Origin of the sequence: Tardiphaga sp. 866_E4_N1_4 (assembly GCF_052076075.1) — a bacterium.
Classification (GTDB): Bacteria; Pseudomonadota; Alphaproteobacteria; order Rhizobiales; family Xanthobacteraceae; genus Tardiphaga; species Tardiphaga robiniae.
The window spans coordinates 2,930,145-2,951,163 of sequence record NZ_CP197242.1; the positions used below are offsets into that span (position 1 = coordinate 2,930,145).

22 protein-coding genes are annotated in these 21,019 nt (G+C 59.3%); 7 read left to right on the plus strand and 15 right to left on the minus strand.

Annotated elements, in window-relative coordinates; all coding sequences use genetic code 11:
• Positions 1 to 93: 93 nt before the first annotated feature.
• The 10 genes from AB8B20_RS14350 to xoxF5 all read right to left on the minus strand — a co-directional run bounded on the left by AB8B20_RS14350 (position 94) and on the right by xoxF5 (position 12,463).
• Complete coding sequence (locus AB8B20_RS14350; protein ID WP_439074896.1) at positions 94 to 840, minus strand: class II aldolase and adducin N-terminal domain-containing protein; 747 nt, start codon at positions 838 to 840, stop codon at positions 94 to 96.
• Positions 841 to 1,179: 339 nt separating this feature from the next.
• Positions 1,180 to 2,133: a LysR substrate-binding domain-containing protein gene (locus AB8B20_RS14355; RefSeq protein WP_320445378.1), complete on the minus strand. Its 954-nt coding sequence runs from the start codon at positions 2,131 to 2,133 to the stop codon at positions 1,180 to 1,182.
• A 136-nt stretch (positions 2,134 to 2,269) separates the two neighbouring features.
• The gene (locus tag AB8B20_RS14360) at positions 2,270 to 3,946 is read right to left on the minus strand and encodes an ABC transporter permease subunit (RefSeq protein ID WP_439074895.1); all 1,677 of its coding nucleotides are present in this window, start codon (positions 3,944 to 3,946) and stop codon (positions 2,270 to 2,272) included.
• Between the two features lie 111 nt (positions 3,947 to 4,057).
• The gene (locus AB8B20_RS14365) at positions 4,058 to 5,392 is read right to left on the minus strand and encodes an LLM class flavin-dependent oxidoreductase (RefSeq protein ID WP_439074893.1); all 1,335 of its coding nucleotides are present in this window, start codon (positions 5,390 to 5,392) and stop codon (positions 4,058 to 4,060) included.
• A gap of 56 nt (positions 5,393 to 5,448) precedes the next feature.
• Positions 5,449 to 6,513 (minus strand): ABC transporter substrate-binding protein, encoded by a 1,065-nt coding sequence (locus AB8B20_RS14370; RefSeq protein WP_093757019.1) that lies wholly within the window; start codon positions 6,511 to 6,513, stop codon positions 5,449 to 5,451.
• Positions 6,514 to 6,567: 54 nt separating this feature from the next.
• Positions 6,568 to 7,650 carry an ABC transporter ATP-binding protein gene (locus tag AB8B20_RS14375; protein WP_439074891.1) on the minus strand — a complete coding sequence of 361 codons (1,083 nt, stop codon included), beginning with the start codon at positions 7,648 to 7,650 and terminating at the stop codon, positions 6,568 to 6,570.
• Between the two features lie 557 nt (positions 7,651 to 8,207).
• Positions 8,208 to 8,771: an S-(hydroxymethyl)glutathione synthase gene (gfa, locus tag AB8B20_RS14380; protein WP_439074889.1), complete on the minus strand. Its 564-nt coding sequence runs from the start codon at positions 8,769 to 8,771 to the stop codon at positions 8,208 to 8,210.
• Between the two features lie 76 nt (positions 8,772 to 8,847).
• Positions 8,848 to 9,957: an S-(hydroxymethyl)glutathione dehydrogenase/class III alcohol dehydrogenase gene (locus AB8B20_RS14385; protein WP_089266009.1), complete on the minus strand. Its 1,110-nt coding sequence runs from the start codon at positions 9,955 to 9,957 to the stop codon at positions 8,848 to 8,850.
• Between the two features lie 101 nt (positions 9,958 to 10,058).
• Entirely contained in the window at positions 10,059 to 10,550 is a 492-nt protein-coding gene (locus AB8B20_RS14390) for a c-type cytochrome, methanol metabolism-related (protein WP_231081034.1), read from the minus strand.
• A gap of 107 nt (positions 10,551 to 10,657) precedes the next feature.
• Positions 10,658 to 12,463 carry a lanthanide-dependent methanol dehydrogenase XoxF5 gene (xoxF5, locus tag AB8B20_RS14395; protein WP_089266008.1) on the minus strand — a complete coding sequence of 602 codons (1,806 nt, stop codon included), beginning with the start codon at positions 12,461 to 12,463 and terminating at the stop codon, positions 10,658 to 10,660.
• 447 nt (positions 12,464 to 12,910) lie between these two features.
• Here xoxF5 and AB8B20_RS14400 point away from each other — a divergent pair, with 447 nt between their 5' ends.
• A complete protein-coding gene (locus AB8B20_RS14400; protein ID WP_170849575.1) occupies positions 12,911 to 13,888 on the plus strand; it encodes a helix-turn-helix domain-containing protein in 978 nt (325 codons plus the stop codon).
• Positions 13,889 to 14,006: 118 nt separating this feature from the next.
• Positions 14,007 to 14,087 carry a pyrroloquinoline quinone precursor peptide PqqA gene (pqqA, locus tag AB8B20_RS14405; RefSeq protein ID WP_081421972.1) on the plus strand — a complete coding sequence of 27 codons (81 nt, stop codon included), beginning with the start codon at positions 14,007 to 14,009 and terminating at the stop codon, positions 14,085 to 14,087.
• An 87-nt stretch (positions 14,088 to 14,174) separates the two neighbouring features.
• Here pqqA and AB8B20_RS14410 read toward each other — a convergent pair whose 3' ends face one another.
• Positions 14,175 to 14,483 (minus strand): EthD family reductase, encoded by a 309-nt coding sequence (locus AB8B20_RS14410; protein ID WP_231079394.1) that lies wholly within the window; start codon positions 14,481 to 14,483, stop codon positions 14,175 to 14,177.
• Between the two features lie 175 nt (positions 14,484 to 14,658).
• Here AB8B20_RS14410 and AB8B20_RS14415 point away from each other — a divergent pair, with 175 nt between their 5' ends.
• Positions 14,659 to 15,531 (plus strand): hypothetical protein, encoded by an 873-nt coding sequence (locus tag AB8B20_RS14415; protein ID WP_244558438.1) that lies wholly within the window; start codon positions 14,659 to 14,661, stop codon positions 15,529 to 15,531.
• A 79-nt stretch (positions 15,532 to 15,610) separates the two neighbouring features.
• A complete protein-coding gene (locus AB8B20_RS14420) occupies positions 15,611 to 15,820 on the plus strand; it encodes a hypothetical protein (protein ID WP_068734580.1) in 210 nt (69 codons plus the stop codon).
• A gap of 3 nt (positions 15,821 to 15,823) precedes the next feature.
• Here the strand turns inward: AB8B20_RS14420 and AB8B20_RS14425 are convergent, their stop codons facing one another.
• Complete coding sequence (locus AB8B20_RS14425) at positions 15,824 to 16,180, minus strand: hypothetical protein (protein ID WP_320445388.1); 357 nt, start codon at positions 16,178 to 16,180, stop codon at positions 15,824 to 15,826.
• A 103-nt stretch (positions 16,181 to 16,283) separates the two neighbouring features.
• On the opposite strand from AB8B20_RS14425, the gene AB8B20_RS14430 reads away from it, so the two are divergent.
• Positions 16,284 to 16,625 (plus strand): hypothetical protein, encoded by a 342-nt coding sequence (locus AB8B20_RS14430; protein WP_175366352.1) that lies wholly within the window; start codon positions 16,284 to 16,286, stop codon positions 16,623 to 16,625.
• Between the two features lie 26 nt (positions 16,626 to 16,651).
• On the opposite strand, the gene AB8B20_RS14435 is transcribed toward AB8B20_RS14430, so the two are convergent.
• Positions 16,652 to 17,482 (minus strand): quinoprotein dehydrogenase-associated SoxYZ-like carrier, encoded by an 831-nt coding sequence (locus AB8B20_RS14435; protein ID WP_439074887.1) that lies wholly within the window; start codon positions 17,480 to 17,482, stop codon positions 16,652 to 16,654.
• A 55-nt stretch (positions 17,483 to 17,537) separates the two neighbouring features.
• The gene (locus AB8B20_RS14440; protein ID WP_089266264.1) at positions 17,538 to 18,464 is read right to left on the minus strand and encodes a quinoprotein relay system zinc metallohydrolase 2; all 927 of its coding nucleotides are present in this window, start codon (positions 18,462 to 18,464) and stop codon (positions 17,538 to 17,540) included.
• A gap of 156 nt (positions 18,465 to 18,620) precedes the next feature.
• Between AB8B20_RS14440 and AB8B20_RS14445 the strand changes: the two genes are divergently transcribed.
• The gene (locus tag AB8B20_RS14445; RefSeq protein ID WP_439074885.1) at positions 18,621 to 19,517 is read left to right on the plus strand and encodes a substrate-binding domain-containing protein; all 897 of its coding nucleotides are present in this window, start codon (positions 18,621 to 18,623) and stop codon (positions 19,515 to 19,517) included.
• 2 nt (positions 19,518 to 19,519) lie between these two features.
• Entirely contained in the window at positions 19,520 to 20,074 is a 555-nt protein-coding gene (locus AB8B20_RS14450; protein WP_439075065.1) for a PQQ-dependent catabolism-associated CXXCW motif protein, read from the plus strand.
• Positions 20,075 to 20,105: 31 nt separating this feature from the next.
• Here AB8B20_RS14450 and AB8B20_RS14455 read toward each other — a convergent pair whose 3' ends face one another.
• Positions 20,106 to 21,011, minus strand: coding sequence for a LysR family transcriptional regulator (locus AB8B20_RS14455; protein WP_439074883.1), 906 nt, complete (start codon positions 21,009 to 21,011; stop codon positions 20,106 to 20,108).
• Positions 21,012 to 21,019: the final 8 nt, after the last annotated feature.

The following is a 21,019-nucleotide window of genomic DNA, read 5'->3' on the forward strand; positions in this document are numbered from 1 at the left end:
ACCAGCACGCGAACATTATCATTTGGCTGCCCAGTGCTTGGGCTCGGCCGATGTGAAGGCTCCGCGCGCCGATCGACGCATGACGACGAACGCTCAATGCGCGTAGGACGGGTCTTCCGCATCGAGCAGCTTTTTCATTTCGGCGAAGTGCGCTTCGGAAAAATCGGTGAGACCTTCCCAGTCGTGTGCGGTGCGTTCGGCGATATCGCCGGGCAGCACATTCAGTGGCTGACCGGTGGCATAGGCCTGCACCAGGGTCTGGCACGCACGCTCAATGGTGTACATGTCGTCAAACGCCTCGCCGACCGTCCTCGCAGCAATCATCACGCCATGATTTCCCATCATCAGGCGCGAGCGGTTGCCCAAGAGCTTTGCCAGACGCGCGCCCTCCTGCTCGCTGTCGGCCATTCCGGAATATGCGGCATCCAAAGCGACACGATTGAAATAGCGCGCCGTGTTCTGGTCGATCGGCTTTATGTCAGGATTGGCCAGCGAGGCAATGGTTGTGACGAAGGGTGGATGCAGATGCAACACGACGCGCGCCTGCGGAAGCAGGCTGTGCATCTGGCTGTGGATCGACCACGCAGTCGGATCTACGGATGCCTGACCTCCGAACGAGCCATCTGCATCGAGATCGAACAACACGAGATCGCTGGCCTTGATCCGCGAGAAGTGTCGCCACTTCGGATTCATCAGGAACTTGCGACCGTCACTCGACACCGCCGCGCTGAAATGATTGGCGACGGCCTCGTGCATGCCCAGCCTTGCAAACAGGCGGAAGGCAGCCGCGAGGTCAATTCTCAGCTGGCGTTCGTTGGAATCATTCGGTTCGGTGGTCAATGACTGTCTCCGATTTGCGAAACATATGCTGCGCACCGCCGCGGGCTGCGACGATCGTCTGTCGAGGCTTCGGCTTCGACGCACCAACGTTGATCGACGCTGTGAAGACGCGACCCAACGGCGCGTACCGAAAACCGGACGTTTGTCACCACATCTGGATGATGCAATTCGAACGCTGCTCGGCGGATGCGCTGGACTTGTGATTGAGCTTACTGAACCTGCCGGTTTCGGCCTAATTCGCTTTCGCGAAGGGCACCTTCCGGTTTTCCGAGGCATGCCTGCATAGTCAGCAGCATTGATCTTGAACCAGGCAGGATCGGCGCAAACCGCGTGCCCTGCTCACTTCTTTCCGGATACCGGATGATCGACGCCGGGGGCCACCATGCCGGGTATGTAGTCTTCGGAAATCAGCGCCTGGCAATGCGCCTGAAACGTTTCGATCAAGCGTGACTTGGTCAGTTGCGCCAGTGTCGCGACGCCGATCACCATCGGGCGGTATTCACCGACGAGCTTCACCCGGACGACCTTCCTGCCGTCGAGCGCCGTATCGGATCTCGGCCTCACATTGGCCAGCGTATAGCCATAGCCATTCGCAACCATCGTGCGAATGACATCCTGATATGCTGAACGTCCGCCGATGCGCGGCTCGAATCCCTCGCCCATGAATAAAGCGAGGAAGTATTCGCGGCTTAGCGGGAGATCCAGCAGCAGCAACGGCTCGTCGATGAGCTCGGTAAGCGATACGGCCGATCTGGATGCAAATCTGTGGTTTTCGCTGACCACGACATGCACGGGCAGCTGGGCCAGCGGCGTGAATGCGATCCCCGACGGCAACTGCAGGTCGTAAGTGATGACGACATCGATCTCGGCACAGCGCAGCCCTTCGAGAAGCTGCTCCTGGTTGAGCTCGATATGCCTGATCTGGGTATCCGGAAATGCGGTGGTGAACGAATGCGCCAGTTCCGGCATGACCATCGGCGCCAATGTCACCAGACAGCCAACCGTAATCTGGCCACGAACCTGCCCGTCGACATCGGAGGCGACCGAATAGAGTTGCTCGGCCTGATTGAGTACGTTCTTCGCTTCCCGGAGCAGACTTCGCCCGGCCGGCGTCAGCGACAGACCGAGCGCGTGATGCCGGACGAACAGTTGGACGCCCAGCTCTTTCTCAAGGTGTGAGATGGCCGTCGAGATCGACGGCTGCGATATGTTGATGCGTTCGGACGCGAGCGTAATGCTGCCCGTCTCCCCGGCAGCTACGAAATACTCCAGCTGTCTTAACGTAAAACGCATTGCAAACCCGCGATCTTGCCGTCGGCATCACGGGCCACCATATCAACGCGAGTGTTTCCAAGCAGGCCCGGACGCTCGCATCCAGGCTTCCGCGATCCGATGCTCGCTTTTTATACACCTGTCCCGATGGGCGCGGTCAAGCCGGCTTTCGCCAATAGCTGATGACCTCCATCAGCAGGAACAGCACCGTCACAACGCCCAGCACGACAACGGACGCAGCCGCCAGGGTCGGGTTGATCTGGAGGAAGATGTCGCTCCAAAGCTGTTTGGGGAGCGTCGTGATCAGACCACCGCCAATGAAGAGCGCGATCGTCAGCTCTTCGAAGGAGATGAGGAAGGCCGTGATCAGCCCCGCAACGATGCCACCGCTGATCAATGGCAGCGTGATCCTGAAAAATGCTTTGCGAGGTGAGGCTCCGAGCGTGAGCGCAGCGTCATCCAGCCGCCAGTCATGCCCGCGCAAGGTCGACAGGACGATGATGAAGACGACGGGCGTTGCGATCACACTGTGGCCGAGCACGAGGCCGACATCTGTCGCGATCAGCGACATCTGCGCGAACAGGTAGAACAGGCCTATCGAGATGACGAGATGCGGCACGATCATCGGCGACATGAAGAAGATGAAGATGGCGCCCGCCAGTCTGCTTCCCGAGCGGACGACCGCAAAGGCAACGGTCCCCGCCACCACGATCGTCAGCGCCGCGCAAGCCACGCCGATTCCGAACGACCGGGCGGTGGCAGCCATCCAGATCGGCGACGCGAAATAAGTGTCGAACCAGCGAAGACTGAAGCCAGGCGGCGGAAAGGCAAGGAAGCTGCCGCTCGTAAACGCCATCGGGATGATCGCAATCACGGGGACGAGCAGGATGGCGATCACGAGCAAGCTGTACAATCCCAGCAGGCGGGATCCCGGCAATCCACGAAACGTATTGCGATAGCTGCGCGCCACCGGGTCGAAGATGTTGCCGATGTGGCCGGCGAGCCAGAGGCCAAAGCGACGGACACGGCTGTCCGGCTGCGATTGCCCACTACCGCCGCCCATGCCCGAAAGACCGAATACGCGGTCGAACAGCACCACTGCGATGATCGCCCCGGCGAGCAGGATCACACCGAACGCGCTCCCCTGCTGAAGATTCTGCAATTCGTTGATCTGCTCGATGATCAACTGCCCCACCATCGTCTCGCGCGGGCTGCCGAGCAGCGACGGGGTGATAAAGAAGCCGAGCGACGTGATGAAAATCATCAGGCCAGCGGTCGCTACACCGCGCATCGAAAGCGGAAGAAAGATCCGCCAGAATGCCTGCGTCGGACTCGCGCCCAGCGTCGTCGCAGCCGAGAGAAGTGACTTGTTGACCTGGTTCAGTGTCGGCATCATTGCGATGACGCAAAGCGGCACCAGCGTGTGTACGATACCGAACAGCACGACCGTCTTGTTGAACAGCAGCCGATCGCCGGCTCCGCCCATCGACATGATGAGCTGCGCAAAACTGCTGTTCCGGCCGAACAGGACGAGCCATGCAAAGTTCTTGACCAGAGCGCTGGTCCAGAATGGCAGCAGGATCAGCATCATCATCAGTCGCTGACGCCTCGCCGAATGCCGGCTTAGCCAGTAGGCCAACGGATAGCTGATCAGCACGCAAAGCACCGTCACCTGGATGGCGACGGTGAATGTGGTCGTCATGACGCGGCTGTAGGACGGCGATGTGAAGACCGCCAGCAGGGCCTTCAACGAGAAGCCGCCGTCGCCTCCCCATACGGCCGACACGAGTATGTGCAGCGTCGGCCACAGGAAGAAGATCAGGAGGAAGGCCACGCCTGGCAAGGCAAGCCAAATAGGTCCGAAACGAAACCTCCGCTTCTCCGTCACCGGAAGGATTGCTGAAGATAGGTCTAACGACGTCACGTCCCCCCCGATCGCTGTCTGCTACAGCGAATTCTTGTTGGCGACGGGATAGAGCCCGAGATTCTCTCTCAGAGTCTTCCCCTTGTAAGCCGTCTTGTAGATGCCGCGCTCCTGAAGGACCGGCACGACCTCATCAATGAACTCCTTCAGCGAGCCCGGAACAACTGCAGGCGACAGCATGAAGCCGTCGCAACAGCGCTGCTCGATCCAGCTCTCCATGAAGTCAGCGACTTCGTTGGCCGTGGCGCACATGGCCTTCGACCCCCTGGTATATTTATTGGCCATCTCGCGCAGCGTGAGCTTCTGGCCGCGGATCATGTCCGCGATCTGATTGAAATAGGCCTGGTGCAGATTGGACGAGGCCGGAATGCGATCGACGGGCACCGGCTCGTCCAGCGGCAGATCGAGCAGATTGACCTCCAGATCATTGCTGAGCGCCATGACCTTCACTTCGACCGGAACCAGCGACTGCAGATATTCAAATTTTTCCTTTGCTTCCTCGCGGGTCCGGCCAATCACCGTGCTCAATCCGGACAGAACGAAGAGCTGCGATTCATCCCGGCCGAACTTCGGCATCCGGCCCTTGAGATCGCTGTAGAACGCCTTGGCAGCCTCGGGCTCGGCGCCTGTCCCGAACACGATTTCGGCGGTCTGCGCGGCCAGCTCCTTGCCGCTCTCAGATGCGCCAGCCTGGATGATCACAGGATGCCCCTGCGGCGGTCGCGCGATATTGAGGCCGCCATGCACCGTGAAATATGCACCCTTGTGATCGACGGTGTGAAACTTCTTGGGATCGAAATAAATCGCCTTGTCCTTGTCGAAGACAAACGCATCCTGATCCCAGGTGTCCCAATAGGACTTCACGAGTTCGAGGCATTCGCGCGCTTTGGCGTAGCGCTCGCCATGCGGCGGCAGCCGGTCGAGGCCGAAATTGCGGGCTGCATAGTCATTAGCCGACGTCACCACGTTCCAGGCGGCGCGTCCGCCTGTGATGTGATCGAGCGACGCGAACTGCCGCGCGATATTGTAGGGTTCGAAGAAGCTGGTCGAAACCGTCGCCCCGAGGCCGATCCGTGACGTCGCGCCGGCCAGCGCTGCAAGCAGCGTCACTGGCTCCATTACGTTCTGGAACAGCGGCGATCGTGTCCAGATGTCGAGATTGTCGGTGCGCGCCGCAGGCGTATCGGCGATAAAAAAGAGGTCGAGCAAACCGCGCTCGCAGAGCTGCGCGACCTCCTTGTAGTATTCGACATCATTGACGCGACCGGCCTCGGCGTCCGGATGCCGCCAGGCGCCCTTGTAGATGCCATGCGGATGGACAAGCGCCGATAGCACGATCTGTTTTTTTGATGTCATCGTCAGTACCAGTTCGAATTCACACTAGCGAGGTTGGACGTTGCGGCGAACTCGGCTCAGGTGAGCAACCATTCGTCCATGCGCTTCTTGACCATCTGCCTGTTGGATTGCGACCACCAGCGCGGATCCAGCGGCACGAGACCGGCGAAGTTCGCCGGATTGGTCGCAAGAATCTTCGCGCGCTCCGGCGCGATCGAGTCAAAGGCCTTCTTGTTGGTCGGGCCATTCGCCACCAGATTCGAATAGGCGGCCTGCCGGTCCGGACGCATGCAGAAGCGGATGAATTCCTTGGCCAGCGACTGTTTGGGGCCATTGATCGGCATGGCCCAGCCATCCACCGAATACAGTCCCTGCCAGACGGGCGTGAGCTTCGCGCCACCCTGGATCGCGCTATAGACGCGCCCCGACCAGGTATCGGCCATGTCGACCTCACCGCTCTGCAGTATCTGGGTGTTATGCGCACCGCTGGTCCACCAGACCGACACGTTCTTCTTGATCTTCTCGAGCGACCTGAACGCCCGATCGACGTCGATCGGATAGAGCTTGTCCGGCGCGACGCCGTCTGCCAGCAACGCCATTTCCAGCGAGCCCCAGCCCGCGCGATAGAGGCCACGCCGGCCGACGAATTTTTCAGTGTTGAAGAAATCGGGCCAGCTTTTCGGTCCGTTGTCGCCGAATTTCTCGGTGTTGTAGGCCATGAGAATGCCGAACACGGAGAAGCCGAGCCAGTTCTCGGTCAGCATGCCCGGGACCAAATCTCCGGTTTCATCCTTCAGATCAAGCGGTGCGATATAGTTCTTTCCCTCCTGAAGGCGAAAGATGTAATCCGGGATCATCATGCAGGCGTCCCAGAGATACGTCTTCGTATCGACCATCAGCTTGAACTGCGTGACGGGATCCGGGTCATGCGCAACATTGACGACCTGAACGCCGGTTTCCTTCTTGAACGGCTCGCAGAAGGCCACGCGAATGGCGTCGCCGGCCGCGCCGCCGACATCCGCGACGGTGAGAGACTCGGCCGCAAACCCTGACTTTGTCAGAATCGATGGCATCGCCAGCGCGCTACCTCCGAGGACGGTGGCCTTGAGGAGCGTGCGTCGGTTCAACGTGGTGCGCTTCATGAGGTGTTCCTTGATGGTCGACTCGGATGAAAAGATGGGTGGCATCCTGGTAGGCTAGCTCTCGAGGATGCGAATATGCTGGGACTCCCACGCTAACGAGACGCGTTCGCCCAGCCGACCACGCTGCGCGCCGCCGGGAACGCGGACCGTGAAGACCGAGCCATGCGGCAACTCGACCATCATGCGCGTCTCGGAGCCGGCATAGATCTGCTCGATGATCGTGCCGTCCAGGAGGCCTGCCCCGCTGTCGCCGATGCGGACATATTCGGGCCGGATCGCAACACTGCAAACTCGACCGGGATTCGCATTCTTGGGCGTGCCTCCGATATCGATCGCCCGGTCGCTGATGTCCGACCGGATCTGCGTCGCGTTTACCATTTCGCCGCTGATGACATTCGACGTCCCGATGAATGTCGCCGCGAAAATACTCTTCGGCTTGTCATACAGTTCGAGCGGCGTCCCGAGCTGCTCGATCGCGCCGTCATTCATCAGACAGATGCGATCGGACAGCGCGAGCGCTTCCTCCTGATCGTGGGTCACGAAAACGATCGTCGAGCCGGTCTCCCGGTGGATCCGCTTGATCTCGACTTGCATGGCCTCGCGGAGCTTGCGGTCGAGCGCCGAGAGCGATTCATCCATCAAGATCAGCGACGGCTTATAGACAAGGCATCGAGCCAGCGCGACGCGCTGCTGCTGGCCGCCTGACAGTTCGTGCGGAAAGCGCTTGCCGAACTTTTCAAGCCCGACCATGTCGAGCGCACCGGCAACCTGCGTTGCGGACCCCCGGTCCGACTGCCCGCGCATCTGCAGCGGAAATGCGATATTCTCTTGCACCGTCAGATGCGGGAAGAGCGAGTAGTTCTGAAACACGACGCCGATATCGCGCTTGTAGGGCTCCAGATCGGTCTGATCGCGGCCGTCGATGATCAGCCGACCGCTGCTCGGCTTCACGAGGCCCGAGATGAGCTGCAGCAGCGTCGTCTTGCCGGAGCCCGACGGTCCAAGAAGTGTGAGCAGTTCGCCGGTGAAGATTTTGAGTTCGATCGGATTCAGCGCTGCCGTGGCATCGTAGAATTTGCAGATACCCTGAGCATGCAGCTTTACTGCATCGCTCGCAGAGGATGATGTCGATGCCATCGGGACCAGGCTTCCATGCACTAAGTCAAACCTCTTCTCTGCCGCTCTGAACGAAAGCTAGCCGTGCCTCATCTTCGGGTAAATTAGGAAAAACCGCCGCTGTTCTTTGGATTTGCCGAAACGCGTTTTTTTGCTCAATTAGGAAGCCGAAGCGTTCGACAAATGCTCACTCTTTGAGCATGAAGCTCATATACCGGCGATCTTGTTGGACAATCGTGGCGTCAATTTAATCGCGAGGAAGGGACCTTGCTGTCGCTCAATCCTGACATTCTGCAGGCCAGTTGGCAGAGTTGGTGAGGGATGACCTTCGTCTTAGCGCGTCCACACCCCGTGCCTGGTGAAAGAAGGAGCATGACGAGCCCTTACGGGTTCTCCTTCTTCGTGCAGTCAATGCTGTGAGTATTGTCGCGACAAAGCAGCGGGCCGATCGCAGCGAGGCCGAAGCGCGATTATTCGGGTGACCCACAAAGTCGAAGCCCCTTGCCGGGGCAAATCTACCAATAGCAACGCCGGTGGCGACATGTCGCCACCGGCGGATGCTCATATGCTGTGTTGACTCAGGCCGCTTTGGCCGTTGCCACGTGATTGGCGAGGACATCCATCAGTGCAGGCGAAAGGCAATCATAAGGCTCAAGTCCCAGTTCCTTGAGGCGCGACCGTATGACGGTCATGTCGCTCGGCTTCACGCCGGATTCAATCACCGACGAGACGAAGGCGGCAAAGCCCGGTGCGGCCGAGCCGGATTCTTCGAACAATTCGGGATGAATGAAGTCGAGGCCATAGAACGCATGTCCCTTGTTCTCGATGCGGCCGAACATATGGGTGCCGCATCCGGTGCAAGCATGGCGCTGAATGGTTGCGGCCTGATCGACGATGCGCAACTTGTCGCCGTTCTGCAGGACGGTGACGTTTTCACGCGGGACGACCGCGACGACAGAGAACGTCGCGCCGCTCGGCTTCCAGCATTTGGTACAGCCGCAGGCGTGGTTATGAGCGACGTCGCCTTTGACACCAACCTTGACCGGCTTGTCGCTGCATTTGCAGACCAGCGTTCCGCCGGCAAAATGGCCTGAACCTTGTTTGACACCGCCGTCAACGGACGGGTGGATATGAACAGTCATCAGTCTATCCTCCTGGTATGATGCGTCACTTGTGTGAAGCATTGTTGTATTGGCACTCTGGTGTTGCAGCCTGCATTCAGAACACGACCACCGATCGGATCGATTTTCCTTCGTGCATCAGATCGAATCCCCTGTTGATCTCTTCCAGCTTGAGGACATGCGTAATCATCGGATCGATCTCGATCTTTCCGTTCATGTACCAGTCGACGATCTTGGGCACGTCAGTCCGACCGCGCGCGCCGCCGAAGGCTGTGCCTTTCCAGACGCGACCTGTGACGAGCTGAAATGGCCGGGTCGCGATCTCTTTTCCTGATTCCGCGACGCCAATGACAACGGAGACACCCCAGCCGCGATGGCAGGCTTCAAGCGCCTGGCGCATGACCGTGGTATTGCCGGTGCAGTCGAAGGTGTAATCGGCGCCGCCATCGGTCAGCCCCACCAGATGCTGAACAATGTCACCATCGACCTTCTTCGGATTGACGAAATGGGTCATGCCGAAGCGGCGGCCCCATTCTTCCTTGTCGTCATTGATGTCGACGCCGACGATCTTGTCGGCCCCGACCATCCGTGCGCCCTGAATGACGTTGAGGCCGATGCCGCCGAGGCCGAACACGACGACATTGGAGCCCGGCGTGACCTTCGCTGTATTGACCACGGCGCCGACACCCGTGGTGACGCCGCAGCCGATATAGCAGCTCTTGTCGAACGGGGCGTCGTCGCGGATCTTCGCCACCGCGATCTCCGGCAGCACCGTGAAGTTCGAAAAGGTCGAGCAGCCCATGTAGTGGTAGATCGGCTTGCCCTGATAGCTGAAGCGCGAGGTCCCGTCCGGCATCACGCCCTTGCCCTGGGTGGCGCGGATCGCGGTGCAGAGATTGGTCTTCTGGCTCAGGCAGCTTTTGCATTGCCGGCATTCCGGCGTGTAAAGCGGAATGACATGATCGCCGGGCTTGACCGAGGTGACGCCGGGACCGACCTCACGCACGATACCTGCGCCCTCATGGCCGAGGATGGAAGGAAAGATGCCTTCGCTGTCGAAACCATCGAGCGTATAGGCATCGGTGTGGCAAATGCCGGTCGCCTTGATCTCGACCAGAACTTCGCCTGCCTTCGGCCCTTCGAGATCGATATCGACGATCTCAAGCGGTTTCTTTGCTTCGAAGGCGACTGCGGCGCGGGTCTTCATTCTCAACTCCCTCGGTCATTTGATCTTGCGTCATCCGGTCCCGTGCGGTCCGAGCCCGCGTCATCCGGGACTGCAGGTCAGCGGATCGCTTGTGATCCGCATCAGTGTGGTTTCCCCATGCAGGCGCTCTCGGCCTCGGTATAGGCTGCGGGTTTTTCCTCACGCTTGCCCGGGCGCACACGGCCGACTGCATCATTCGCGCGCGCACGCAGATAGACGTAGAGATCGTCCATATAGCAGGCGACATTGGTGTTATCGCCAAAGGCCGGCATGACGCTTTCCTGCGACGTGCTGACATTCTTGCGACCACTGGCGACAACGCCGAGGAAATCGCCATAGCTCATCGTTTTCAGCGAGTCCTTCAGTGCCGGTGCGTAGGTCGATCCCATCCCATCCGGGCCATGACAAACGTGGCATTCCGAGTGATAGCGCCGGTAACCCGAATATGTGTACCAGTCGATGGTGCCATCGGCGGAAACGTTGAAGGTCGGATTGCCCTCCTTGTCCAGATACTTGCCGTCTTCGGATTTAACGGCTTTCGGATCGCCGGCATTCTCGGCGAAGCTCGTATTCCCAGAGGCCACGACAACAATCGTGGCAATGACAGACCAGATGTGACGCAATAGCTTGTCCTCGGCATTCGATTTCAGAAAAGACCGGCGCATGGACGAAGCCATGCGCCGGTGACTGATGCGTCAGTTCACTGTGGGAGTGCAAAGACCGTCAGCGCGCCGCCGAGTGCGGTATAGTTGGTCAGGGCTGCGTAACCACCGACGGCACCGAGACCGGCAGTCGGATCCGTCAGACCCGCTGCGAGACCAATGCCGGCCCAGCCGCCGACGCCTGACAGGACGGCGATATACTGCCGGCCATTGTTTTCGTAGGTGGTGACGTTGCCGATGATGCCGGACGGAGTCTTGAACTTGTAGAGTTCCTTACCCGTCTTGGCATCGACCGCCTTCAGGTAGCCTTCCAGCGTCCCGTAGAACACCACGCCACCGGCAGTGGCGAGCGCTCCCGACCAGACCGAGAACTGTTCCTTGTTGGACCAGACGATCTTGCCGGTCTTGTTGTCCCAGGCAATGAAGTTACCCATATGGGTTTCGCCCGGAGGCGGATACATCGACAGCGTCGCGCCCACATAAGGCTGACCGGCGGTGTAGTTCACCTTGAACGGCTCATAGTCCATGCAGACATGGTTGGTCGGCACATAGAACAGCTGGGTATCCGGCGAATAGGCCCCGGGTTGCTGATCCTTGGTGCCGAGTGCCGCCGGGCAGACGCCCTTGGTGTTGACGTCTTCACCTTGCTTCTCGGTGGAGTACTGATCGACCACTTTCGGGCGGCCATAGGTCGGCGACGACTTGTTCATGTCGACACCGGTGGTCCAATTCACCTTCGGATCGTATTTTTCGGCAACTAGCAATTCGCCGGTGACACGGTCCATGGTGTAAGCGAGGCCGTTACGATCGAAATGCGTCAGCAGCTTACGGTTTTGGCCGTTCATCTGCTGATCGCTGAGGATCATTTCGTTGACGCCGTCATAGTCCCATTCGTCATGCGGCGTCATCTGATAGACCCACTTGGCCATGCCTGTGTCGGCATCGCGCGCGAAGATGGTCATCGACCACTTGTTGTCGCCCGGCCGTTGCTTCGGATTCCAGGTGGAAGGATTGCCCGAGCCGTAATAGACGAGGTTCAGCTCCGGATCGTAGGAGGTCCAGCCCCAGGTGCAGCCGCCGCCGATCTTCCACTGATCGCCTTGCCACGTCTTGATGCTGGAGTCCTTGCCGACGGGCTTGCCGAGTGCGGTGGTCTTCTCCGGATCCACCATGATCTGGTCGTCCGGTCCTTCCGAGAAGGCGCGCCAAGCGAGCTTGCCGGTCTTCAGGTCATAGGCAGTCATGTGGCACTGAACGCCGAATTCACCGCCCGAGATGCCGATCAGGACCTTATCCTTGACCACGAGCGGGGACGACGTGCCCGTTGCACCCTTGCCAGGGTCGCCGTTCTTGACGGTCCAGACTTCCTTGCCGGTCTTTGCGTCGAGCGCGACCAGCGTGGTATCGGCCTGGTGCAGGAAGATCTTGCCGTCCGCATAGGCGACGCCGCGATTGACGGTGTCGCAGCACATCACCGGAATGACGTTCGGATCCTGCTTCGGCTCATACTTCCAGACGATCTTGTTGTCCTGCGACAGGTCCATTGCGTAGACCTTGTTCGGGAACGGCGTATGCACATACATCATGTTGCCGATGATCAGCGGACCGCCTTCGTGGCCGCGCAGAACACCGGTAGAGAAGGTCCAGGCCACCTGCAGCTTGCCGACATTAGCCGCCGTGATCTGGTTCAGCTTCGAATAGCGCGTATTGGCGTAGTCGCCCGCTGGCATGACCCAGTCTTTCGGGTTCTGCGCCATCTTTGTCAGTTCATCATTGGCGATGGCAACACTCGCGGCAGAGGCCGCCATTGTGCCAAGACAGGTCGCAAGCAGCACCTTTCGCATCGTGATGTCCTCCCAGACATAATGCCGGGTCTCGTCAAGCGGCCCAGCTTCATTTTGGTATCTATGAGTAGCAAGATCCGCTGCTGCATACTTGCCCAAGAGCGAAGCAGGCTTGCTCGACAGAGAACCCGTGCAAGATAATTTTCTCGTACATTGACGAAAAACCTGAACGGTATCTGGAAAGCCCGCGCCTTTCGCACTGCACACGGATCGCCGCACTGCGACCTAAGGGTGATGTTTCACTTGACGGGGCTGGTATCGAGTCAGAGGATCGACAAGGAGAAGTGAGTTACTCTGACCACAATTCACGAGCTGCGGGCTGTGCCGATACATATTGTTTCGCACATTTTTCCATATGTGCTTCGTTCGATATGTGCTTCGTTCTGTAAGTATAGTTCCGTCTCGTGACGAATTGTTACGTGATGACCTTTCAGCGGTGAATTGTTCATGTCCGATACGCTTAGTTCTCTCAGCACATCCGGATTGACGCCGACAAGGCAGATCCAGGTTTGGTCAGATGCCCTGACCGATCTGTGCGGGCGATTTGACATCGATCCGCTGGAAGCATCCACATTCGATGCGCTGATCAGCTGCACATCGGTTTCGCGGCTGAAATTGTGCCACATCGAGGCGAGCCAGCATCGAATCGGCCACGCTGCCCCGCGAATTCGGCAAAGCGATCATCCATACGTGAAGATTGTGTTCCAAACCTATGGCGTCTCGCATTTCGAACAGGACAGTCGCCGGATCGATATCGGGCCAGGCGATTGCCTCGTCTATGATGTGTCGTGCCCGCATACCATCGTCAGCCCGGCCTTTACACGCCATGACGTCGTGATCGTGCCCAAGGAGCTGCTGCATGAACGCGGCCTCGGTGCGGGAAATCTGGCCGCTTGCAAACTGTCGGCGCGCGCCGGCACCGGGCGCATCGCGCACGAATTTGTACAGGCCGCCTTCCACGAAGCGACCAGACTATCGCCAAACAGTGCCATCGGTGTTGCGGATTCACTGATTGATCTGTTGCTATTGCCGTTGCGGGAAGTCGACATGACGCTCGATCGCGTCGGTCCGGAAGCCATGTATGTCCGTGCGCAGGGTTTCATTCGGGAACACTTGCGGGACCCCGAGCTCAGCATCGATCAGATTTCGTCTGCACTGCACTGCACCAAACGTTATCTGCATATGCTGTTCAGCGACCGCGGGATAACCGTCAGCGACTATATCTGGCAGGCGCGGCTGCAGAATTGCCGGCAGGAACTGGAAGCGCAGAACGGAAAGACGATCACGGACGTCGCATTTTCCTGGGGCTTCTCAAGTTCCTCGCACTTCAGTCGCGTGTTCCGGAAATATTTTGGCGTGGCTCCATCCGCGATACACAAGGCGCATCACGGCCATCAGCGGCCTGCTCTCACCGAGGAAGTGTAGTTAAACTTCGGTTGCCTGCACATTTTGCGCCGCAACCTGAGGAGTTAAGTTGAAAGACGTCGCCTCACTGCTTATCGTGCGGCGGCGCAATCATCGCGCAAACTCTGAGGAGACCAAGATGAGCTGGAAGACTCCGAAGATCGTGGAAGTGCAGGTCGGCATGGAAATCAACATGTACGCCTGCGCGGCCCGTAAGTGACAGATTGATCGTCTTGATCGATCTCTCCCGGCTCGCAGACTGCGGTTTGTGAGCCGGGCAGAGGCCGCTGAACGCGCGTTGCGATTGTCAGGCGTCCTTCGTATCGAAAATCAGAAGATCTACGCCGCCATCCGCAAAATTCGCGAGGTCGCCTGCTGCAGCCTGCCCTTCCGGCGAGGCGAGGCCCAGCTTGAGCGCCGCAACCGTTTCGAAATCCAGCGCCGCGACCAGATGAATATCGCTGTCTCCCGTCGGCGTTGTGACGCCCCCTGTGCTGACACCATAGTGTCTCAGCCCCGGAATCTTCTTTGCCAGCGGGATATGTACAGATTGATAGTATTTGTCGAAGGCTGCGGGCTTCTTCGGTGTTTTGTAGAGGACCAGGAGTCTCGCCATGGACATATCCTTCCCTGACTATTGGCACTAACGGCGCGCCGCATGCGTATAGCAACCGATCCTGGTGCGATGTTCAAGTCAATCGCAGAGACGTCTTCGCGGCTGGGCCAATTTCGACTAGGCTCGCGCGGTGCATTATCTCTATATATACGCCTCTCTTCGATGACAGGATTGGATGCAGGTGCAGCGCGGCGTCAGGACAGTCTACGCGGCGATTCTTGCATTCAGCACGCTGGCCGTGCCGAGCGCTCAGGCCGGCGACATCGATACCGAGCATATTTTCGGCTTCATGATCGGCAGTGACGTCGGCCGGGTGGGCGAGCGGGAATTCCAGAGCGAGACGACCGGGCGATTCGGCAAATCCGGCGGTCGCTATCGCGCGGGCGAGCAGGAATTCGAACTGGAGTTCGTTCCCGCCAAGGACATTCGCATCGAGATCGGCAGCAGTTTCTCGGCCCATCGGATCACTGGCGTTCCCGGATTCGCCGATCAGCGCACGCTCGCCTGGCAGGGGGCATCGCTGGATTTCCGCTACAGATTTCTTGATCGCGAGACGGCCCCCGTCGGCATGACGCTCGCGATCGACACGCAGTTCAACGGGATCGACGAAACGAGCGCAGCGCGGGTCAGGAGCTACGGCACTGGGCTCACGCTGGCCTTCGATCGGGAGATCGTCCCTGACGTTGCTGTTGCGGCGCTCAATCTGATCTATCAGCCGGAATGGACGCGCTATGTCGATACTGGAACGCGGGAACGCGAGGCGAGCATCGGAGCGGCGCTCGGCGTCATGATGCAGGTGCGCCCCGGCATCCTTCTCGGAGGCGAGGCGCGCTATATGCGCCGATATGAAGGGATCGGCCTTGGCGAACTGGCTGGTCAGGCGCTGTTCGTCGGGCCAACCGCCTATGTCCAGCTTTCGGACCGATCACGACTGACTGCCAGCTGGAGCACGCAAGTATGGGGCCGCTCCGAGGTGCCGGGATCGTCGCTGGATCTGGTCAGTTTTGAGCGTCACCAGGCCCGTCTGGTTTACGGGATCAATTTTTAGCCTGGAAATCGCCGAAACTTCGCGCTGACGGGCGCGTATTTCAGATGTTATCGTCCAGTGAACGATCTGGGATGCCGACATGAATATGATCAATCTGGTCCTGACAGTCTGCGCGGTAATGTCGCCAAACACCTGCGAAGAGCGGAACCTGTCGTTCACGGCAGACTTCTCGCTGCATCAATGCGCCATGGCAGCGCCGCCCTACATTGCCCAGTGGATCGGCGAACACCCGAAATGGACCGCGGTGAAGTGGCGCTGCGAATATCCGCATAGCCATGACAAGGCATGATCGTTACTTGTTGCAGTCCTGCAGGTCCTTGTCCGCAATCGAGAATACCGCATCGGCCTTGATCTCGATATTCCTGACCACGCACTGGCGCGCCTCGGAATAGCTGACCTTGGCGTCGTAACTGCCGGGCTCTATCCCCGTGATGCGCAGCCGCTCGTCGTGATCGACTTCCTTATCCTTGTCCGCCAGTGTCAAGTTGGCGCTCCATTGCTGCTTTCCTGCCGGGGATAGCTGGAACCCGGTAATGGTCGATGTCGTCAGGTTCCAGAGCCGGATGCCCTTGCCGGCTTTGCCCTGGGCATGAGCTTGGCTTGCCATGAGCAACAATATGACAGCCATCGATAGAGATGCGCGTGACATGTCCCCTCCATATCTGTTCGGCTTATTGAGCCGTTTCGTTTTCTTAGTATAGTTTGCCGGTCGTCTTCGCCAGCTTTGCGAGGCTCTCGTGGGACCCGATCGAATGACAGGATATCTCGTCGCGTTTGCGGCCGTTACCGTTTTGTCGGGGTCGGCAAGAGCCGCGGAGGTCAATGACTATCCGACCTCCGCCCGCGCCGAATATGTGTTTGGCTGCATGAAAGCGAATGGCGAGACCCGACAATCGATCGAACAATGCTCATGCTCGATCGATGTCGTGGCGTCGCTGGTTCCCTATACCCGCTACATCACGGCGGAAACGGCGCTGAGCATGTCGCAGGTGCGCGGCAATCTGAGCGCCCAGTTCCGGACCTCGGAGCAGGCTAACAGCGCCATCAATGACGTCAGGCGTGCCCAGGCCGAGGCTGAGGTGCGCTGCTTCTAGCGCTATGCTCTGCATGATGCGCTGCGTTACATGCCGGAGCCATTGACCTTCCACTCATGCCTGAACTGATGTCCATCGGTGTCCTTGGCCTCGGCGCGGAACGTCTTTGCGCCATTTGAGACGTAAGTGAATCGAATATTCGGATCTTCGGAAATCGAGATGCCGCCCTCCACCGACAGGACCGGGCTGTTGTCCTGCCATAGCTGGAGCCGGTCGACATAGAGGGCCGGAATATAGAGTTGCGAGACCTGATCCATCTGCAGGCCGGAATTATTTGGGTGGCCGATCATGACCTGCGCCTCGCGCGTACCGCTTTTTTCCTCGTTTTGCGCTCCGGCAAACTCCCTGTAGCGCATCTGGCCCAACCGGCTCTTGGCCTCTTCGGCATTCTTCGCCGCCGGCGCAGAGCAGCCACCGGACGCCTTCACATAGGTTTGCACCACATGGAGTTTGCCGTCACTGGTCTCCGCGACGGCATGGACGTTGGTGTAATTGTTGATCCGGACACGGGTTGAAATCTCCGAGACATTTGCGTCGGCCCCGAGCTTGAATTTCGCGGCCATAGGCGCCGGGTTCTGGTCGATCACCAGCGTGATCGTCACCACCCGCGGGCGTGCGTCGAATGTCGGCTTAAGGCGCAACGTCACCGGCACGATGGCGGCATCCTCCGCGCGCGTCGGCATCTCAAGTGCGATCAGGTTGCTGCCGTCTTCCATCGGTCGGCTGTCGAAAATATCTTGCACCAGCCCCGGCCATGGATCGTAAGGCTCCGGACCGGCCGCGGACACAGAATGCGGACTGAGTAAAGCGCTCAGCAGGATGGCGGCACAGACGCTGCGGATTGCAAATTCCGGCATGGTACGGCCCTCGCAAGGGAAGAAGCGACGCGCTTGATACTACCCCAACCGGCGGTCATTCCCATTCAAATTGTGAGTATGCTGCAGTTGCGTTGCGGACGTTGTAGTCGTCAAAAAGCTCCCATTTGCCGCGCTCGGCTTCTGCCGCGTGTTTCGTAGCTTCCGCGATCGGTTTGCCATCGATGACGTCCTTCCGGATACCGGACGCGAGTGTTTCGAGATACCGGCGTTCAGCGGCGAGGGCTTGCGGCCAATCGCTCACTGGACCATGGCCGGGAACGACGCGTTCGGCCGGCAGCGCCGCGAGATCGTCCAGCAGCTTGAGCCATGCCTGGATGCTGCCATCGAGCACCGGAATATGGCGGAGAAAGACCAGATCTCCAGCGAACAACGTCTTCGTCGCCGTGTCGAATACCGTGACGTCGCTATCGCTATGGGCGGTGGGCCAGGCTTTCACGATAAGTGTGCGCCCGCCGAGATCGAGGACGAGCTCTCCATCGACGAGCCGGGTGGGCGGTACGATACGGACGTCATCGATCAGGGCGTCGCCCATGCTGCGCCTGAATGCGTCGAGATAATACTGCCCGCGTGCGGCCAGTGCCTGCGGCAGCCTCATATGACCGACAAACTCGGTTCCGTCAGCGACGAAGGCGGCGTTGCCGAACATATGATCGGGATGACCATGGGTGTTGATGACGTAACGAATGGGCTTGTCTGTATGTGCGCGAATGGAAGCCAGCAATTGTCGCCCTTCCCGCACGCTGCCCCCGGTGTCGATCACGGCAACCGCCCGATCGCCGATCACGACGCCGATATTGGCGACGGCGCCGTCATTGTCCGACGACATCAAGGCGATGCGCCCCTGATGCATGAAGACGCCCGGCGCGATTTCACTGATCGCCAAAGTCTGTTGTTGCGCGCGAGCAGATGCGAGCATTGCCAGCATGATGAGCGCTACATGCATCGCAAAGCGAGATGTCATTTGCATCTCCATATCACTCCGGGGCAAGCAGCGATTCTGCAATCATCCGGAAAGTGCGGCGCAACATCGGAAGCGCCCCATTGCATCTTGCACGCTTAAAACGAGAGGCCTAGGTTTTTGTCGTGTCACCCATCAAATGTGAACGGCAGGTAGCGCATGCACCACAGAGCGGAACGATCCGAAACACGTCGCGCGCTACTCACGTCGCTCTTTGCGAGTGCGCTGTTGCTTGAGGGCATATGCACCGCGCTTGGCCAGACTGCTGCGACCGATGATCTCTCGATCGAACTGGTCGATCCACAGTCGCTGCGTGTTTGCGCCGATCCGCGTAACATGCCGTTCTCGAACGAGAAGGGCGAGGGCTTGGAGAACAAGCTCGCCGAGCTGTTCGCAGCCAAGCTGAACAAGAAGCTCGATTACGTCTATTTCCCGCAGGCGACGGGCTTTGTTCGCATGACTCTCGGCGCGCATCGTTGCGATGTCATCATGGGCTTCCCGCAGGGCGACGACCTCGTCCAGGGTACCAATCCCTATTACCGGACGGCCTATGCCCTGGTGTCGAAGACCGGCGCAGGTCTCGATGACGTCACGACGCTGGATGACGCCAGGTTGAAGAGCAAACATATCGGCATCGTGGCGGGGACGCCGCCCGCGACCAATATGGCGGTCAACGGCTTGATGGTGAATGCGAAGCCCTATCCGTTGGTGATCGATACCCGCATCGATTCATCGGCACTGGCCATGATCAAGGACCTCACAGCTGGCGATATCGACGCAGCGATCCTGTGGGGACCTATGGCGGGCTTCTACGCCAAGAACGCCAATCCTCCGCTTCATGTCACGCCGCTGGTCAAGGAAACCACCGGGCCGCGCCTCGTCTATCGCATCGGCATGGGCGTGCGCTCCGCGGATCAGAACTGGAAGCGGCAGCTCAACCGGCTGATTCAGGAAAACCAGCCGGCCATCAACAAGGTCCTGCTCGATTTCGGTGTTCCCATTCTCGATGAGAACAATCGTCCGATCGGGCCGGAGGCGGCGGCCAAATCGCCGTGACCATGCGTTACGCCATCCTTCTCGCGATGGCACTGGTGATGGTCACGACGGCCCGGGCCCAGGATATCGTCCCCGAGCCCGACGACTATCGCACCGACAATTATCGCACGCCGGTGCCGGCGACGCTGAAAGGCGGACGCGTCATCACGACGAAAGACGCGGAGGCGATCTGGCGCGACAAACGCGGCGCCTTCATTGATGTCATGCCGCGTCCGCCGAAGCCGGCCAATCTGCCGCCGGAAACGGTCTGGCGCGACAAGCCGCGGCACAACATTCCGGGCAGCCTGTGGCTGCCCGACACCGGCTACGGCAGGCTGGCCACCGAGACCGAGGCCTATCTGCGGGATGGTCTCGCGCGCGCATCGGCCGGCAACCGTGCTGCGCTTCTGGTGATCTACTGTCAGGCCGATTGCTGGATGTCGTGGAATGCCGCAAAGCGCGCGGTGTCCTATGGCTACAGCAATGTCGTCTGGTATCCGGAAGGCACCGACGGTTGGGAGCTGGAGGATCTACCGCTGGCGGATGCGCAGCCTGAACCGCGGCCGCCGGCAAACTAGGGCGGCGGGATGTTGGTCCACGCGCCTTTCTTCATGGCAATTTGAAATGAGAACCAACGCCCAACGCCTCGACCAGAAAATCGATGAACAGGCGCGCTCGTAGCGGAAGTTGCCGTCCGAACGCGTGGAGAACATAAATCGGCGTGGTGAACATGGGTATCTCGGGCAGCACGATATTCAATCGTCCGGCCACAAGGTCATCCTCGATCGCCAGACGCATGAATTGCGTGATACCGACTCCCTTTAGGACTGCCTCGATCAACGATTGAGCATCGTCGCTATCGAAGGGGCCAGCCGGAACGATCCGCGTGCCATCGGCAAAAGTAAACGGTTGCGGCCGGCCGGAAAGCTGATGGCCAAGACAAGCATGCTGCTTGAGATCGTCGATCGAACGGGGGATTCCCCGACGCTGGAGATAGTCTGGCGATGCGCCCAGGACATATTGCAGGACACCTAACGAGCGACCGATCAGGTTCGTGTCTTCCAATTCTCCGATCCTCACCGCGAGATCGAAACCTTCGCGAATCAAATCAACGCGGCGGTCTGTGACGCTGAGGTCGAGCTTGATGTCTGGATAGAGTTCGAGGAACGAGCCAGACCAGGCAGAAATTAGCGGGCGTCCAAAAGTAGTCGGCACGGAGACCCGCAGCACGCCACGCACGTTGCCGGGAATCTGCACGATGTCCTCGGCTTCCTCTATCGCGCGCAGATGGGGAGCCACGTGCTCGTAGTAGGCGGCGCCCTCGGAAGTCGGGCTGAGCGTGCGCGTCGACCGCTGCAAAAGGCGGACACCGAGACGTTGTTCCAGGCGCGCGACGCTTTTCGACACCGCTGAAGGGCTGGCGCCGATTAACCTTGCGGCGCCAGCGAAAGACCCCGCATCAACCGTCCGCACAAAGGCGAGCAGGCCCGCCGTCTTTTCCAAAATCGTTGCCATTCAGGACA